Annotated in this window: 9 protein-coding genes and 2 rRNA genes; 8 read left to right on the top strand and 3 right to left on the bottom strand. The window is 55.5% G+C overall.

Going from position 1 to position 16,867, the window contains the following annotated elements:
• Nucleotides 1–93: 93 nt before the first annotated feature.
• The 6 genes from ACA108_20780 (at nt 94) to aceK (ending at nt 9,446) form a co-directional block, all read left to right on the top strand.
• A 23S ribosomal RNA gene (locus ACA108_20780) occupies nt 94–3,002 on the top strand.
• A 103-nt stretch (nt 3,003–3,105) separates the two neighbouring features.
• Nucleotides 3,106–3,221, top strand: a 5S ribosomal RNA gene (gene rrf / locus ACA108_20775).
• A gap of 254 nt (nt 3,222–3,475) precedes the next feature.
• A complete protein-coding gene (gene metA / locus ACA108_20770) occupies nt 3,476–4,405 on the top strand; it encodes a homoserine O-succinyltransferase (GenBank protein ID XEX95726.1) in 930 nt (309 codons plus the stop codon).
• Nucleotides 4,406–4,661: 256 nt separating this feature from the next.
• Nucleotides 4,662–6,260, top strand: coding sequence for a malate synthase A (gene aceB / locus ACA108_20765; protein XEX95725.1), 1,599 nt, complete (start codon nt 4,662–4,664; stop codon nt 6,258–6,260).
• A 26-nt stretch (nt 6,261–6,286) separates the two neighbouring features.
• Nucleotides 6,287–7,597 carry an isocitrate lyase gene (gene aceA / locus ACA108_20760; GenBank protein ID XEX95724.1) on the top strand — a complete coding sequence of 437 codons (1,311 nt, stop codon included), beginning with the start codon at nt 6,287–6,289 and terminating at the stop codon, nt 7,595–7,597.
• 106 nt (nt 7,598–7,703) lie between these two features.
• Nucleotides 7,704–9,446: a bifunctional isocitrate dehydrogenase kinase/phosphatase gene (gene aceK / locus ACA108_20755; GenBank protein ID XEX95723.1), complete on the top strand. Its 1,743-nt coding sequence runs from the start codon at nt 7,704–7,706 to the stop codon at nt 9,444–9,446.
• Here the strand turns inward: aceK and iclR are convergent.
• Nucleotides 9,443–10,276, bottom strand: a complete 834-nt coding sequence (gene iclR, locus ACA108_20750; protein XEX95722.1) for a glyoxylate bypass operon transcriptional repressor IclR — start codon at nt 10,274–10,276, stop codon at nt 9,443–9,445. The two genes, aceK and iclR, sit on opposite strands and share 4 nt — an antisense overlap.
• A 214-nt stretch (nt 10,277–10,490) precedes the next feature.
• Between iclR and metH the strand changes: the two genes are divergently transcribed.
• On the top strand, nt 10,491–14,174 hold the full coding sequence (metH, locus tag ACA108_20745) for a methionine synthase (GenBank protein XEX95721.1): 3,684 nt from the start codon (nt 10,491–10,493) through the stop codon (nt 14,172–14,174).
• Nucleotides 14,175–14,336: 162 nt separating this feature from the next.
• Nucleotides 14,337–15,968 carry a Na/Pi cotransporter family protein gene (locus ACA108_20740; GenBank protein ID XEX95720.1) on the top strand — a complete coding sequence of 544 codons (1,632 nt, stop codon included), beginning with the start codon at nt 14,337–14,339 and terminating at the stop codon, nt 15,966–15,968.
• Between the two features lie 95 nt (nt 15,969–16,063).
• On the opposite strand, the gene ACA108_20735 is transcribed toward ACA108_20740, so the two are convergent.
• The gene (locus tag ACA108_20735; protein XEX95719.1) at nt 16,064–16,351 is read right to left on the bottom strand and encodes an addiction module antidote protein; all 288 of its coding nucleotides are present in this window, start codon (nt 16,349–16,351) and stop codon (nt 16,064–16,066) included.
• Nucleotides 16,341–16,658 (bottom strand): type II toxin-antitoxin system RelE/ParE family toxin, encoded by a 318-nt coding sequence (locus ACA108_20730; protein XEX95718.1) that lies wholly within the window; start codon nt 16,656–16,658, stop codon nt 16,341–16,343. The genes ACA108_20735 and ACA108_20730 overlap by 11 nt, the downstream gene beginning before the upstream one ends.
• Nucleotides 16,659–16,867 lie beyond the last annotated feature (209 nt).

Here is a 16,867-nt window from a genome sequence, read left to right as displayed (position 1 = left end):
CCTCCGTAATAAGGAATGGGAATACGATATGTTCGAGTCTCTCAAATTTTCACAACATACGATTGTGTCTTACGAGACACCTTCGGGTTGTGAGGTTAAGCGACTAAGCGTACACGGTGGATGCCCTGGCAGTCAGAGGCGATGAAGGACGTGCTAATCTGCGATAAGCGTCGGTAAGGTGATATGAACCGTTATAACCGGCGATTTCCGAATGGGGAAACCCAGTGTGTTTCGACACACTATCGTTAAGTGAATACATAGCTTAACGAAGCGAACCGGGGGAACTGAAACATCTAAGTACCCCGAGGAAAAGAAATCAACCGAGATTCCCCCAGTAGCGGCGAGCGAACGGGGAACAGCCCAGAACCTGAATCAGTTTGTGTGTTAGTGGAAGCGTCTGGAAAGTCGCAGGGTACAGGGTGATACTCCCGTACACTAAAATGCACATACTGTGAGTTCGAAGAGTAGGGCGGGACACGTGGTATCCTGTCTGAATATGGGGGGACCATCCTCCAAGGCTAAATACTCCTGACTGACCGATAGTGAACCAGTACCGTGAGGGAAAGGCGAAAAGAACCCCGGCGAGGGGAGTGAAACAGAACCTGAAACCGTGTACGTACAAGCAGTGGGAGCCTCTTTTATGGGGTGACTGCGTACCTTTTGTATAATGGGTCAGCGACTTATATTCTGTAGCAAGGTTAACCGTATAGGGGAGCCGCAGGGAAACCGAGTCTTAACTGGGCGTTAAGTTGCAGGGTATAGACCCGAAACCCGGTGATCTAGCCATGGGCAGGTTGAAGGTTGGGTAACACTAACTGGAGGACCGAACCGACTAATGTTGAAAAATTAGCGGATGACTTGTGGCTGGGGGTGAAAGGCCAATCAAACCGGGAGATAGCTGGTTCTCCCCGAAAGCTATTTAGGTAGCGCCTCGTGAACTCATCTTCGGGGGTAGAGCACTGTTTCGGCTAGGGGGCCATCCCGGCTTACCAACCCGATGCAAACTACGAATACCGAAGAATGTTATCACGGGAGACACACGGCGGGTGCTAACGTCCGTCGTGAAGAGGGAAACAACCCAGACCGCCAGCTAAGGTCCCAAAGTCATGGTTAAGTGGGAAACGATGTGGGAAGGCACAGACAGCCAGGATGTTGGCTTAGAAGCAGCCATCATTTAAAGAAAGCGTAATAGCTCACTGGTCGAGTCGGCCTGCGCGGAAGATGTAACGGGGCTAAACCATGCACCGAAGCTGCGGCAGCGACGCTTATGCGTTGTTGGGTAGGGGAGCGTTCTGTAAGCCGTCGAAGGTGGACTGTGAGGTCTGCTGGAGGTATCAGAAGTGCGAATGCTGACATAAGTAACGATAAAGCGGGTGAAAAACCCGCTCGCCGGAAGACCAAGGGTTCCTGTCCAACGTTAATCGGGGCAGGGTGAGTCGACCCCTAAGGCGAGGCCGAAAGGCGTAGTCGATGGGAAACAGGTTAATATTCCTGTACTCGGTGTTACTGCGAAGGGGGGACGGAGAGGGCTATGTTAGCCGGGCGACGGTTGTCCCGGTTTAAGCATGTAGGCGGGAGTTTTAGGTAAATCCGGAACTCTATCTAACGCTGAGGTGTGATGACGAGGCACTACGGTGCTGAAGTAACAAATGCCGCACTTCCAGGAAAAGCCTCTAAGCATCAGGTAACATCAAATCGTACCCCAAACCGACACAGGTGGTCAGGTAGAGAATACCAAGGCGCTTGAGAGAACTCGGGTGAAGGAACTAGGCAAAATGGTGCCGTAACTTCGGGAGAAGGCACGCTGCTGGTAGGTGAAGGGACTTGCTCCTGGAGCTGAAGGCAGTCGAAGATACCAGCTGGCTGCAACTGTTTATTAAAAACACAGCACTGTGCAAACACGAAAGTGGACGTATACGGTGTGACGCCTGCCCGGTGCCGGAAGGTTAATTGATGGGGTTAAGCGCAAGCTGAAGCTCTTGATCGAAGCCCCGGTAAACGGCGGCCGTAACTATAACGGTCCTAAGGTAGCGAAATTCCTTGTCGGGTAAGTTCCGACCTGCACGAATGGCGTAATGATGGCCAGGCTGTCTCCACCCGAGACTCAGTGAAATTGAACTCGCTGTGAAGATGCAGTGTACCCGCGGCAAGACGGAAAGACCCCGTGAACCTTTACTATAGCTTGACACTGAACACTGGTCCTTGATGTGTAGGATAGGTGGGAGGCTTTGAAGCGAGGACGCCAGTTCTTGTGGAGCCAACCTTGAAATACCACCCTTTAATGGCTGGTGTTCTAACGTAGACCCGTAATCCGGGTTGCGGACAGTGTCTGGTGGGTAGTTTGACTGGGGCGGTCTCCTCCTAAAGCGTAACGGAGGAGCACGAAGGTTAGCTAATCACGGTCGGACATCGTGAGGTTAGTGCAAAGGCATAAGCTAGCTTGACTGCGAGAGTGACGGCTCGAGCAGGTGCGAAAGCAGGTCTTAGTGATCCGGTGGTTCTGAATGGAAGGGCCATCGCTCAACGGATAAAAGGTACTCCGGGGATAACAGGCTGATACCGCCCAAGAGTTCATATCGACGGCGGTGTTTGGCACCTCGATGTCGGCTCATCACATCCTGGGGCTGAAGTAGGTCCCAAGGGTATGGCTGTTCGCCATTTAAAGTGGTACGCGAGCTGGGTTTAGAACGTCGTGAGACAGTTCGGTCCCTATCTGCCGTGGGCGCTGGAGAATTGAGGGGGGCTGCTCCTAGTACGAGAGGACCGGAGTGGACGCATCACTGGTGTTCGGGTTGTCATGCCAATGGCATTGCCCGGTAGCTAAATGCGGAAAAGATAAGCGCTGAAAGCATCTAAGCGCGAAACTTGCCCCGAGATGAATTCTCCCTGACTCCTTGAGAGTCCTGAAGGAACGTTGAAGACTACGACGTTGATAGGCTGGGTGTGTAAGCGTAGCGATACGTTGAGCTAACCAGTACTAATGATCCGTGAGGCTTAACCTTACAACACCGAAGGTGTTTTGGTGAGAGATTTGATTTTCAGCTGAATGTTCCAGATTTAAGTTGATGGTTATACGGAAGTATAACGGTCAATACACAGAATATGCCTGGCGGCACTAGCGCGGTGGTCCCACCTGACCCCATGCCGAACTCAGAAGTGAAACGCCGTAGCGCCGATGGTAGTGTGGGGTCTCCCCATGCGAGAGTAGGGAACTGCCAGGCTCCAAACAAGTAAAAAGCCCTGTACTCTGTACAGGGCTTTTTGCCGTCTGCGGTTTAGGAAAAACCTCTGACACTCCTGGTATAAAACACCATAATCACCGCCATTAAGCCCTATATTCCACTGTCATCAACCCCCCCGGTTAAGTGAAACATTTTCAACTATCTTATGAAGACTCGACATTTGACAAGGGTCGCGTTATCTTCAGCTATCTGGATGTCTACACGTTTAAACGTATGCTGTGAGGATAGGGGTTATGCCAATTCGGGTACTGGATGAGTTACCGGCCGTCAATTTCCTGCGTGAAGAGAACGTCTTTGTCATGACGACATCACGCGCAAGTAATCAGGAGATTCGCCCGCTTAAAGTGCTTATCCTTAATCTGATGCCGAAAAAGATCGAGACGGAGAACCAGTTTTTACGTCTGCTTTCTAACTCTCCTCTTCAGGTTGATGTTCAGCTGCTGCGTATCGATTCTCGTGAGTCCCGCAATACCCCGGCGGAACACCTCAACAATTTCTACTGTAATTTCGAAGATATTCAGGATGAAAATTTTGATGGCCTGATCGTCACCGGCGCGCCGCTGGGCCTGGTGGAATTTAACGATGTTGCCTACTGGCCGCAGATAGAACAGGTGCTGCATTGGGCAAAAGATCACGTTACCTCCACGCTTTTTGTCTGCTGGGCAGTGCAGGCTGCACTGAATATCCTTTACGGCATCCCTAAACAAACCCGTAAAGAGAAGCTGTCCGGCGTGTATGAACACCATCTCACTTACCCACATGCGCTGCTCACCCGCGGCTTTGACGATTCATTCCTTGCTCCACATTCTCGCTATGCTGATTTCCCGGCGTCTTTGATTCGTGACTATACCGATCTGGAGATCCTTGCCGAGTCGGAGGAAGGGGATGCTTACCTCTTCGGCAGCAAAGATAAGCGTATTGCCTTTGTGACCGGCCACCCGGAGTATGACGCGCATACGCTATCCGGTGAGTATTTCCGCGACGTGGAAGCTGGCCTGAACCCGGACGTGCCATATAACTATTTCCCGGATAACGATCCGCAGAAAAAACCACGCGCGACATGGCGTAGCCACGGCAATCTACTGTTCACCAACTGGCTCAACTACTACGTTTACCAGATCACTCCGTTCGATCTTCGCCACATGAATCCTACGCTCGATTAAGCGTTTCAGCGCCCCACCGTCAGCGGCATGAAGGCACCTCAGGGTGCTTTTTTGATGTCTAAAAATCAATTCCCCATCTGAATAAATTTTAATCATTTATTTTTCAAAGTGATAAGTGATTTTAAAACCAAAAATGGAAATTGTTTTTGATTTTAATAAATCCTCAAGTAGTCTTAATTTTGTTGAGCGAAAAACACACGCTGGCCTTACCAGATAGATCTGGCTTTTCGACGGGATGATATGAGGGGAAGAACGTATGACACAACAGACAGTTAGCGCGGAGCTGGCCTTTAGCCAGCCTTTCGGAGAACAAGAGCAGCAGATCCTCACGCCGGATGCGGTCGAGTTCCTCAGCGAGCTGGTTACCCGCTTTACGCCGCAGCGCAATAAGCTGCTGGCAGCGCGCGTCGCGCAGCAGGCGGCAATTGATGCAGGTGAGCTTCCTGATTTTATTTCGGAAACGAGTTCCATTCGTAAATCTGACTGGATGATTCGCGGTATTCCGGCGGACCTGCAGGATCGCCGCGTGGAGATAACCGGCCCGGTTGAACGCAAGATGGTGATCAACGCGCTGAATGCCAACGTGAAAGTCTTTATGGCCGACTTTGAGGATTCGCTGGCGCCGAGCTGGAGCAAAGTGATCGACGGGCAGATCAACCTGCGCGACGCCATCAACGGGACTATCAGCTGGACCAACGAAGCCGGCAAGATCTATCAGCTCAAACCGGACCCTGCCGTTCTGATCTGCCGCGTGCGTGGCCTGCACCTGCCTGAAAAGCATGTCACCTGGCGCGATGAGCCAGTTCCCGGCAGCCTGTTTGATTTTGCCCTCTATTTCTTCCATAACGTGGACGCTCTGCTGGCGAAAGGCAGCGGCCCGTACTTTTACCTGCCGAAAACTCAGTCATGGCAGGAAGCGGCCTGGTGGAGTGAGGTATTCACCTTCACCGAAGATCATTTCTCCCTGCCGCGCGGCACAATCAAGGCGACGCTATTGATAGAAACGCTGCCAGCCGTGTTCCAGATGGACGAGATCCTTCACGCGCTGCGCGATCACATCGTTGGCCTGAACTGCGGCCGCTGGGACTATATCTTCAGCTACATCAAGACCCTGAAGGATCACCCGGATCGCGTGCTGCCGGATCGCCAGTCGGTCACCATGGATAAACCTTTTCTGAACGCCTACTCGCGCCTGCTGATTAAAACCTGTCATCGCCGAGGCGCGCTTGCGATGGGCGGCATGGCGGCGTTCATCCCCAGCAAAGACAGCGAGCGTAACAAATGGGTGCTCAATAAAGTCAAAGCAGACAAGCAGATGGAAGCCTCCAACGGGCATGATGGCACCTGGATTGCGCATCCAGGCCTGGCTGATGCGGTCATGGACGTGTTCAGTAACGCCCTGGGTGACAAGCAAAACCAGCTCGACGTGACGCGTAATGAAGATGCCCCTGTTACCGCCGCTCAGCTTCTGGAGGCGTGCCCGGGCGAGCGCACAGAAGAAGGTATGCGGGCCAACATTCGCGTAGCCGTGCAGTACATCGAGGCATGGATTTCCGGCAATGGCTGCGTGCCAATTTACGGGCTGATGGAAGACGCGGCAACCGCTGAAATTTCACGTACTTCTATCTGGCAGTGGATCAACCACGAGAAAACCCTCAGCAGCGGTCAGAGGGTGACCAAAGCGCTGTTCCGCCAAATGCTCGCGGAAGAGATGCTCGTTATCCAGGAGGAGCTGGGCGACCGTCGTTTCAGCCAGGGACGCTTTGACGAAGCGGCGCGTCTGATGGAGCAGATCACCACCTCTGACACGCTAATCGACTTCCTGACCTTGCCGGGCTACCGCCTGCTTGCCTGACCCAAATTAAAAACGGAGCATCTGCCATGACTAAAACTTCTCGTACCCAACAAATCGAACAGCTTCAGCAGGACTGGACTCAGCCGCGCTGGGATGGCATCAAGCGTCCGTACACTGCGGAAGAGGTTGTGAAGCTACGCGGTTCGGTGAACCCGGAATGTACGCTGACGCAGAACGGCGCGGCAAAAATGTGGCGTCTGCTGCACGGTGAGTCCAGAAAGGGCTATATCAACAGCCTCGGAGCGCTGACCGGCGGGCAGGCATTGCAGCAGGCGAAAGCGGGTATTGAGGCCATCTATCTTTCCGGCTGGCAGGTTGCGGCAGACGCGAACCTGGCGTCGAGCATGTATCCGGATCAGTCTCTCTACCCGGCAAACTCCGTCCCTGCCGTAGTGGATCGGATCAACAATACTTTTCGTCGCGCGGATCAGATCCAGTGGGCATCGAATATTGAGCCGGGCGATCCGCGTTACGTGGATTACTTCCTGCCGATCGTTGCCGATGCGGAAGCGGGTTTTGGCGGGGTACTGAATGCTTTTGAGCTAATGAAATCCATGATTCAGGCGGGGGCAGCGGCGGTTCACTTTGAAGACCAGCTCGCTTCCGTGAAGAAATGCGGGCACATGGGCGGGAAGGTGCTGGTACCGACACAGGAAGCGATTCAGAAGCTGGTTGCTGCCCGCCTGGCAGCGGACGTGATGGGCGTGCCAACGCTGCTCATTGCCCGCACCGACGCCGATGCGGCTGACCTCATCACGTCGGACTGCGACGAATACGACCGTGAATTTGTCACCGGCGAGCGCACGCAGGAAGGCTTCTATCGCACACGCGCTGGTATTGAACAGGCGATCAGCCGCGGGCTGGCTTATGCGCCGTATGCGGATCTGGTGTGGTGTGAAACGTCGAAGCCGGACCTCGACCAGGCCCGCCGCTTCGCGGAGGCGATTCACGCCCGCTTCCCGGGCAAGCTGCTGGCCTATAACTGCTCGCCGTCCTTTAACTGGAAGAAAAATCTTGATGACAAAACCATCGCTTCCTTCCAGGAGGAGCTGTCGGCCATGGGCTACAAATACCAGTTCATCACGCTGGCGGGCATCCACAGCATGTGGTTCAACATGTTTGACCTTGCGCATTCCTACGCGCAGGGCGAAGGCATGAAGCACTACGTGGAAAAAGTGCAGCAGCCGGAATTTGCCGCCGCGCCGGAAGGCTATACGTTCGTCTCCCATCAGCAGGAAGTGGGAACCGGCTACTTTGACCGCGTGACGACGATTATTCAGGGCGGCGCTTCCTCCGTGACCGCGCTGACCGGCTCGACGGAAGAAGAGCAGTTCTAAGCAACTCCCAGGAAAGCGTAGGGCGGATAAGCAGCGCGTCATCCGCCACTTTTAAGAAGGTGGAAGACGCTGCGCTTTTCTGCCTTACAACTGAAAGGGGCTAAGAATGGTACGCCGGAGAGAGCTGTTAATTGCCCATACCATCTTGCAGGGCTTTGACGCGCAGTATGGCCGTTTTCTGGAGATCACCGCCGGTGCCCAGCAGCGCTTCGAACAGGCTGACTGGCACGCCGTGCAGCTGGCGATGAAAAGCCGTATCCATCTTTACGACCACCACGTCGGGCTGGTTGTTGAACAGCTGCGGTGTATCACCGGGAGTGAAAGCGCGGATGCGGATTTCCTGCTGCGCGTGAAGGAGCAGTACACCAGTTTATTACCGGATTACCCTCGCTTCGAGATTGCAGAGAGTTTCTTTAACTCCGTCTATTGCCGGTTATTTGACCACCGTTCGCTGACGCCCGAGCGGCTTTTTATTTTCAGCTCCCAGGCCGAAGGGCGCTTTCGTACTCTTCCACGTCCGCTCTCTAAATCCTTTACTCCCGGCCTGGGCTGGCAGCCGATGCTAAGGAACATGCTCAACGATTTACCGCTGCGGCTGCCCTGGCAGGATCTGACGCGTGACGCGGGCTATATCGTTGCGAACCTCAATGAAACATTTGGTGCCGATGCTTTGCGCCATGCGCAGCTGGAAGTGGCCAACGAGCTTTTCTATCGTAACAAAGCGGCCTGGCTGGTAGGCAAACTGGTGCTGCCCGAGGGAAAAATGCCGTTTCTGTTGCCGATCCATCGCACCGACGACGGGCGGCTGGCTGTGGATACCTGCCTGACCAGCGCCAGCGAGGCGAGCATCGTGTTTGGCTTTGCCCGCTCCTATTTCATGGTATACGCCCCGCTGCCGGCAGCGCTTGTTGAATGGCTGCGCGAGCTTCTGCCGGGTAAAACCACCGCCGAGCTGTATATGGCGATTGGCTGTCAGAAACACGGCAAAACGGAAAGCTACCGCGAATACCTCAGCTATATCTCCGCCACCGATGAACAGTTTATCGAGGCTCCAGGCATACGCGGCATGGTGATGCTGGTCTTTACGCTGCCGGGATATGACCGGGTGTTTAAGGTGATTAAAGACAGGTTTGCCCCGCAAAAAGAGGTCACCGCCGAGCGCGTCCGGGCCTGCTATCAGCTGGTCAAAGAACATGACCGCGTCGGGCGTATGGCGGACACCCAGGAGTTTGAAAACTTCGTGCTGGATAAACGCCAGATAAGCGCCCCGCTGCTGGCGCTGCTACAGGAAGAAGCGCCCGAAAAACTCACCGATCTGGGCGACCGTATTGCCATCAGCCATCTCTACATTGAACGCCGGATGGTGCCGCTGAACCTGTGGCTGGAGAGGGTGGAAGGGCAGCAGCTGCGGGATGCAGTTGAAGAGTACGGCAATGCCATCCGCCAGCTTGCCGCCGCGAACATTTTCCCGGGCGATATGCTGTTTAAAAACTTTGGCGTGACGCGCCATGGCCGGGTGGTTTTCTATGATTACGACGAGATTTGCTACATGACGGAAGTCAACTTCCGCGATATACCGCCGCCGCGCTACCCGGAGGATGAGCTGTCCGCCGAGCCCTGGTACAGCGTCTCGCCGGGGGATGTGTTTCCCGAGGAGTTTCGCCACTATCTCTGTGCCGACCCGCGCATCCGTCCGCTGTTTGATGAAATGCACGGTGACCTTTTCCAGGCCAGCTACTGGCGTGCATTACAGGAGCGTATCCGCAATGGGCACGTAGAAGATGTCTACGCTTATCGGCGCCGCCAGCGTTTCTGCCAGCGCTTCGCAGATTTAAAAGCGGCGGGCTAGCGCCCGCCACCGTACGCCTGAGTGATCTCTTTCGCCGCTTTAATGACCAGCGCGCCCAGCTCCGTCACGCGGTCGTCGGTGACGCGTGAAATCGGCCCCGAAATGGAAATGGCGGCAAACGCCTCATGGTGCTCGTCAAAAATACACGCCGCCACGCAGCGCAGACCCAGCGCGTGCTCTTCGTCATCGAACGAATAGCCGCGTTTACGCGTCTGGGCCAGATCTTCTTTAAGATGCAAAGGTGACGTCAGCGTCGCCGGAGTGTAGCTGTGCAGCCCCTTGCGGTGCAGCAGAGTGCCCACCTCATCGTCACTTAAGTTCGCCAGAAATACCTTCCCCGCGCCTGAGGCATGCATCGGTAACTTCCCGCCGATAGGGGCCGACATGCGCATCAGCTGGGTGCACTGCACCTGGTCGATAATAATGGCCTGGTGGTCGCTGTGGTCGAGCACGGCCAGGTTTACCGTTTCGCCTGAATCTTCCATCAGTTTACGCAGCATCGGGTGGACGATTGCCAGCAGGTTGCGGCTTTGCAGGAAGCTGCTGCCGACGACAAACGCATGGGCGCCAATCGTCCAGTGGCCGAGGTCGCCGGTCTGGCGCACGAAGCCGAGCTGCTGCATGGTAGTCAGCAGGCGATGCGTAGTGGAGTTAGGGAGTCCGGCCTGCTGGGCAAGCTCGGTGAGCGCCACGCTGCCGTGGGATTCGGCAATCCACTCCAGCAGCTTCAGGCCGCGGGTTAAGGACTGGACCTGCCCGGTTGGCTGCGGGGCAGCGGCGGTGGCAGCGCGAGGCTTTTTACCACGTTTGGCGGGAACGGCAGCGACCATAGCAGACTCCTTTTTTCATATCGTGGAAATCATTTTCGTTTTATTTGGCGATAATGCAACCAGCGCGCCACTCATCGGAGCAGTCAGTTGAACATGTCTCATGTTTGATATCTTTTACCCTCCGGTAACTTATGCCAGTATGGGCCGCTGGCCTTTTCGCCGGTTATGAACTATTTCGCACCGCAACGATCCGTTAAGTCCCCGGGAGCCTGAGTTGAGCAACAAAGTAGAAAAACTGCACAAGCAGTTGCAAGAACGCATTCTGGTACTGGATGGTGGCATGGGCACGATGATCCAGAGCTACCGTCTTGAAGAGAGCGATTTCCGTGGTGAACGCTTTGCGGACTGGCCGTCCGATCTGAAGGGTAACAACGACCTTCTGGTGCTGAGCAAACCGGAAATTATCGCCGCGATCCACTATGCCTACTTTGAAGCGGGTGCCGACATCGTCGAAACCAACACCTTCAACTCCACGACCATCGCGATGGCGGATTACCAGATGGAGTCCCTGTCGGCGGAAATCAACTACGAAGCCGCAAAGCTGGCCCGCGCCTGTGCCGATGAGTGGACGGCCCGTCAGCCTGAAAAACCGCGCTATGTTGCGGGGGTACTGGGCCCAACTAACCGCACGGCCTCTATCTCACCGGACGTTAACGATCCCGCATTTCGCAACGTCACCTTTGACCAGCTGGTGGACGCCTATCGCGAATCCACCCGCGCGCTGGTGGAAGGCGGCGTTGACCTGATTATGATCGAAACGGTGTTCGATACCCTGAACGCCAAAGCGGCAATCTTTGCCGTAAAAGCTGAATTTGAAGCGCTGGGCGTCGATTTGCCAATCATGATTTCCGGCACGATAACCGATGCGTCTGGCCGCACCCTTTCCGGACAGACGACAGAAGCGTTCTATAACTCCCTGCGCCACGCGGACGCGCTGACCTTTGGTCTGAACTGCGCGTTGGGGCCGGACGAACTGCGTCAGTACGTCGCCGAGCTGTCGCGCATTGCGGAATGTTACGTCACCGCCCACCCGAATGCGGGTCTGCCTAACGCCTTTGGCGAGTACGATCTGGATGCCAACACTATGGCCGAGCAGATTGGCGAGTGGGCGCAGGCGGGCTTCCTGAATATCGTCGGCGGCTGCTGCGGCACCACGCCCGAACACATCGCGGCGATGAGCAGGGCGGTTGAAGGCGTTGCGCCCCGCAGGCTGCCTGAGCTGCCGGTTGCCTGCCGTCTGGCGGGGCTTGAACCGCTAAATATCGGCGCGGACAGCCTGTTTGTGAACGTCGGCGAGCGGACCAACGTCACCGGCTCCGCTAAATTTAAGCGGCTGATCAAAGAAGAGAAATACAACGAAGCGCTGGAAGTTGCTCTCCAGCAGGTCGAAAGCGGCGCGCAGATCATCGATATCAACATGGACGAAGGGATGCTCGACGCCGAGGCGGCGATGGTGCGCTTCCTGAACCTGATTGCCGGCGAGCCGGACATCGCCCGTGTGCCGATCATGATCGACTCCTCTAAATGGGACGTCATCGAAAAGGGCCTTAAGTGCATCCAGGGCAAGGGCATCGTTAACTCCATCTCCATGAAAGAGGGGGTCGAGCAGTTTATCCACCATGCGAAACTGGTGCGTCGCTACGGCGCCGCGATGGTGGTGATGGCCTTTGACGAAGAGGGGCAGGCGGATACCCGCGCGCGTAAAATCGAAATTTGCCGCCGCGCCTACAAGATTTTGACCGAAGAGGTCGGCTTCCCGCCGGAAGATATTATCTTTGACCCGAACATTTTCGCGGTGGCGACGGGCATCGAAGAACACAATAACTATGCTCAGGACTTCATCGGCGCCTGTGAAGACATTAAGCGCGAGCTGCCGCATGCGATGATTTCAGGCGGCGTGTCGAACGTGTCGTTCTCCTTCCGGGGCAACGACCCGGTGCGCGAGGCGATTCACGCCGTGTTCCTTTACTACGCCATCCGTAACGGCATGGACATGGGGATCGTTAACGCCGGGCAGCTGGCGATTTATGACGACCTCTCGCAGGAGCTGCGCGACGCGGTAGAAGATGTGATTCTTAACCGCCGCGACGACAGCACCGAGCGCCTGCTGGATCTGGCAGAGAAATATCGCGGGACCAAAAGCGACGACACCGCCAACGCTCAGCAGGCGGAATGGCGCAGCTGGGACGTCGAAAAACGCCTCTCCTACTCGCTGGTCAAAGGCATCACCGAATTTATCGAACTGGATACCGAAGAGGCCCGCCAGCAGGCCGCGCGCCCGATTGAGGTTATTGAAGGGCCGCTGATGGCCGGCATGAACGTGGTAGGCGATCTGTTCGGAGAAGGGAAAATGTTCCTTCCGCAGGTGGTGAAGTCTGCCCGAGTCATGAAGCAGGCAGTGGCCTATCTCGAACCGTACATTGAAGCCAGCAAAGAGAAAGGCTCGACCAACGGCAAAATCGTCCTCGCTACCGTAAAAGGCGACGTTCACGACATCGGTAAAAACATTGTTGGCGTCGTGCTGCAGTGTAACAACTACGAAATCATCGACCTTGGCGTAATGGTGCCGGGGGAGAAAATCCTCAAAACTGCCCGCGAAGTGGGGGCGGATATCATCGGCCTGTCCGGGCTTATCACCCCGTCGCTGGACGAAATGGTCAACGTTGCCAAAGAGATGGAGCGCCAGGGCTTCACGCTGCCGCTGCTGATTGGCGGGGCGACAACGTCCAAAGCGCACACGGCGGTGAAAATCGAGCAGAACTACAGCGGCCCAACGGTCTACGTGCAGAACGCCTCGCGTACCGTAGGCGTGGTCTCCGCCCTGCTTTCCTCGACGCAGTACGATGATTTTGTTGCCCGCACGCGTAAAGAGTACGAAACCGTGCGTACCCAGCACGCCCGCAAGAAACCGCGTACTCCGCCGGTCACGCTTGCCGCAGCCCGTGAAAACGATCTGGCCTTCGACTGGTCAAGCTATACGCCGCCGGTCGCCCATCGTCTGGGCGTGCAGGAAGTGACGGCCAGTATCGAAACGCTGCGCAACTACATCGACTGGACGCCGTTCTTCATGACCTGGTCGCTGGCTGGCAAATACCCGCGCATCCTTGAAGATGAGGTGGTAGGCGAAGAGGCGCAGCGCCTGTTCAAAGACGCTAACGAAATGCTCGACAAGCTTCACGCGGAAAAAGCCCTCAACCCGCGCGGCGTAGTGGGGCTGTTCCCGGCTAACCGCGTTGTGGATGACATAGAAATTTATCGCGATGAGACGCGAACGCGCGTGCTGACCGTCGCGCATCACCTTCGCCAGCAAACGGAGAAGGTGGGTTTCGCCAACTACTGCCTGGCCGATTTCGTTGCGCCAAAAAGCAGTGGGAAAGCGGATTACATTGGTGCCTTTGCCGTCACGGGCGGTATGGAAGAAGACGCGCTCGCGGATGCCTATGAGGCGCAGCACGATGATTACAACAAAATCATGCTAAAGGCGCTGGCGGACCGTCTGGCGGAAGCCTTTGCGGAATATCTGCATGAGCGGGTGCGTAAGGTTTACTGGGGCTATGCGCCGACGGAAAACCTCAGCAACGAAGAGCTGATCCGCGAGAACTACCAGGGGATCCGTCCTGCTCCCGGCTATCCGGCCTGTCCGGAACACACCGAAAAGGCCACCATCTGGGAACTGCTGGACGTCGAAAACGTCATTGGCATGAAGCTGACCGAATCCTACGCCATGTGGCCGGGCGCGTCGGTTTCCGGCTGGTACTTCAGCCACCCGGACAGCAAGTACTACGCCGTAGCACAAATTCAGCGCGATCAGGTTGAGGACTACGCCCGTCGTAAAGGCATGTCCGTGACGGACGTCGAACGCTGGCTGGCCCCGAACCTGGGGTACGACGCAGACTGATATTTTGCAGGTCGGGTAAGCGCCAGCTCTCCCGACAACATTTCAACGGTGGATGACGCTTGCGCTTATCCACCCCACAAATGCCTCCCGCCCCCTTATTGTCGCCAATCCGTATATACTCGAAAGAGAAGGAATTTCCGATCTAACTAACCAGGAGAAAGTGTGCTTACTTTACTGCATCTGCTTTCTGCGGTGGCGCTATTGGTCTGGGGGACGCACATTGTGCGCACCGGGATCATGCGCGTTTACGGCGCCAATCTCCGTAGTGTGCTTAGCCGCAGCGTTGAAAAAAAACCGCTCGCTTTCTGTGCGGGCATTGGCGTTACCGCGCTTGTCCAGAGCAGTAATGCCACCACTATGCTGGTCACCTCTTTTGTGGCTCAGGATCTCGTCGCGCTAACGCCTGCTCTGGTGATTGTGCTTGGGGCCGACGTGGGTACAGCGCTGATGGCGCGCGTGCTGACGTTCGATCTCTCGTGGCTTTCGCCGCTGCTGATTTTCGTCGGGGTGATATTTTTTCTCAGCCGTAAGCAGTCCCGCGCGGGGCAGCTGGGGCGGGTAGCGATTGGACTGGGTTTAATTTTGCAGGCGCTGGAGCTGATCGTGGCCGCCGTGACGCCTATCACTCAGGCCTCCGGCGTGCAGGTGATCTTCGCTTCCCTAACCGGCGATATCATGCTTGATGCGCTGATTGGCGCAATGTTTGCCATCATCAGCTACTCCAGCCTTGCAGCCGTGCTGCTGACCGCGACATTAACCTCGACGGGCGTGATTTCCTTTGACGTTGCGCTTTGTCTGGTCATCGGCGCGAATCTCGGTTCCGGGCTGTTGGCGATGATTAACAATAGCGCCGCCAATGCCGCCGCCCGCCGCGTTGCGCTTGGCAGCCTGCTGTTCAAGCTGGTGGGCAGTTTAATCGTCCTGCCGTTCGTGCATATCCTGGCCCGTTGGATGCATCATTTGCCGCTCCCTGAATCTGAGCTGGTGATCTACTTCCATGTTTTCTACAACCTCATTCGCTGTCTTGCGATGGTGCCGTTCGCCGAGCCAATGGCGCGCTTCTGCCGCCGCGTAATCAGCGAAGCGCCGGAAATCGATGGGCGCATGAAGCCGAAACACCTCGATCCGACGGCGCTGGATACGCCTGCGCTTGGCCTGTCGAATGCCGCCCGTGAAACGTTACGCATGGGGGACGTGCTTGAGCAGATGCTGGAGACGTGGAGCAAAGTGATGCACGGCGAACCGCGTCAGGAGAAGGAGCTGCGCAAGTTGGCCGATGACGTAGACGTGCTTTATACCGCCATCAAACTGTACATGGCACAGATGCAAAAAGAGGATCTGGCTGAAATAGAATCCCGCCGCTGGGCGGAGATTATCGAGATGTCGCTGAATCTCGAACAGGCCGCGGATATCATCGAGCGTATGGGTAGCGAGGTTGCCGACAAATCTCTCTCCGCACGCCGGGCGTTTTCCCCGGATGGCCTGACGGAGCTGGATACCCTGCTTCAACAGCTGACCAGCAACCTGAAGCTGAGCCTGTCGGTGTTCTTCTCTGGGGACGTTAACAGCGCCCGTCGTTTGCGTCGTAACAAACACCGCTTCAGGATTCTGAACCGCCGCTACTCCCATGCGCACGTCGATCGCCTCCATCAGCAAAACGTGCAGAGCATCGAAACCAGTTCGCTGCACCTGGGGCTGCTGGGGGACATGAAACGTCTGAATTCGCTGTTCTGTGCTGTCGCTTACAGCGTGCTGGAACAGCCGGACGACGATGACGAGCGGGACGAATATTAGTGTTTATCAATTAGCCGCGATCGCGGCCAAACCACAGTAACGCTTCGGTGGGCGGCAAACTAAATGTTTGTCGCCCGTAAGCTGTAGTTAATCATTCACTTCGGCATTTTAGCCGTCAGCTCGATACCCAAAGCCTTCATTACGGCCAGCGTAGTTTTCAGGGTGGGGTTGCCTTCCTCGCTGAAGGAACGATAAAGCTGCTCGCGGGATAAGCCCGTATCGGCGGCAATAGAAGCCATTCCTTTCGTTCTCGCAACAATACCTAATGCGTTCGCAATATGTGCGGCATCGCCCGTTTCAAGAGCATCGGCTATAAAAATGGCGATGGCTTCGTCATCGACCAGTGCCGCAGTAAAATCGTAATCCGTTATCTTAAGTTTCATCCTCTTGCTCCTCATCAATCCAAATCCTGGCCAGATATTTTTCCATTAAGATATCCTGCTGCTGCGAGCGTTTAGTTCCGCCGCATAAAAGCAAAACTATAGTTCTGTTACGCTGCTGAAAATAGATTCGATAGCCGGGGCCATAATGAATGCGAAGTTCACTAATACCGCTGCCAACAGGTTTGACATCCCCCGTCAGGCCATCGACGAGGCGATGCAGCCGCGCAGCGATGTATGCTTTTGCTGCTTTATCTTTAAGGCTTGCCTCCCAGCGGCGGTAGGCGTCCGTTTGTTTGAGTCCGTTCATAGATGATTGTAGTTTTTAAATTACACGTTGACTACAGGAAACGGGAAAGTAGCCGTAGGGGCCGGGGCATTCAACCGGGTAAAAACTAAATTGGAAGGTGGGCCGCAAAGCCTTTTACTCATTTGCGAGAAATCTCCAGATAATCAAGCAAAGTGTGGCTGGGCTGTTCGCAACGTCCGAAGGGTAAGGTATAGTCCGTTTTTTTACGG

Source organism: Dryocola sp. LX212 (genome assembly GCA_041504365.1).
GTDB lineage: Bacteria > Pseudomonadota > Gammaproteobacteria > Enterobacterales > Enterobacteriaceae > Dryocola.
The sequence above is the reverse complement of the archived record's forward strand: the minus strand, read 5'-3'. Positions and strand labels throughout refer to the sequence as shown.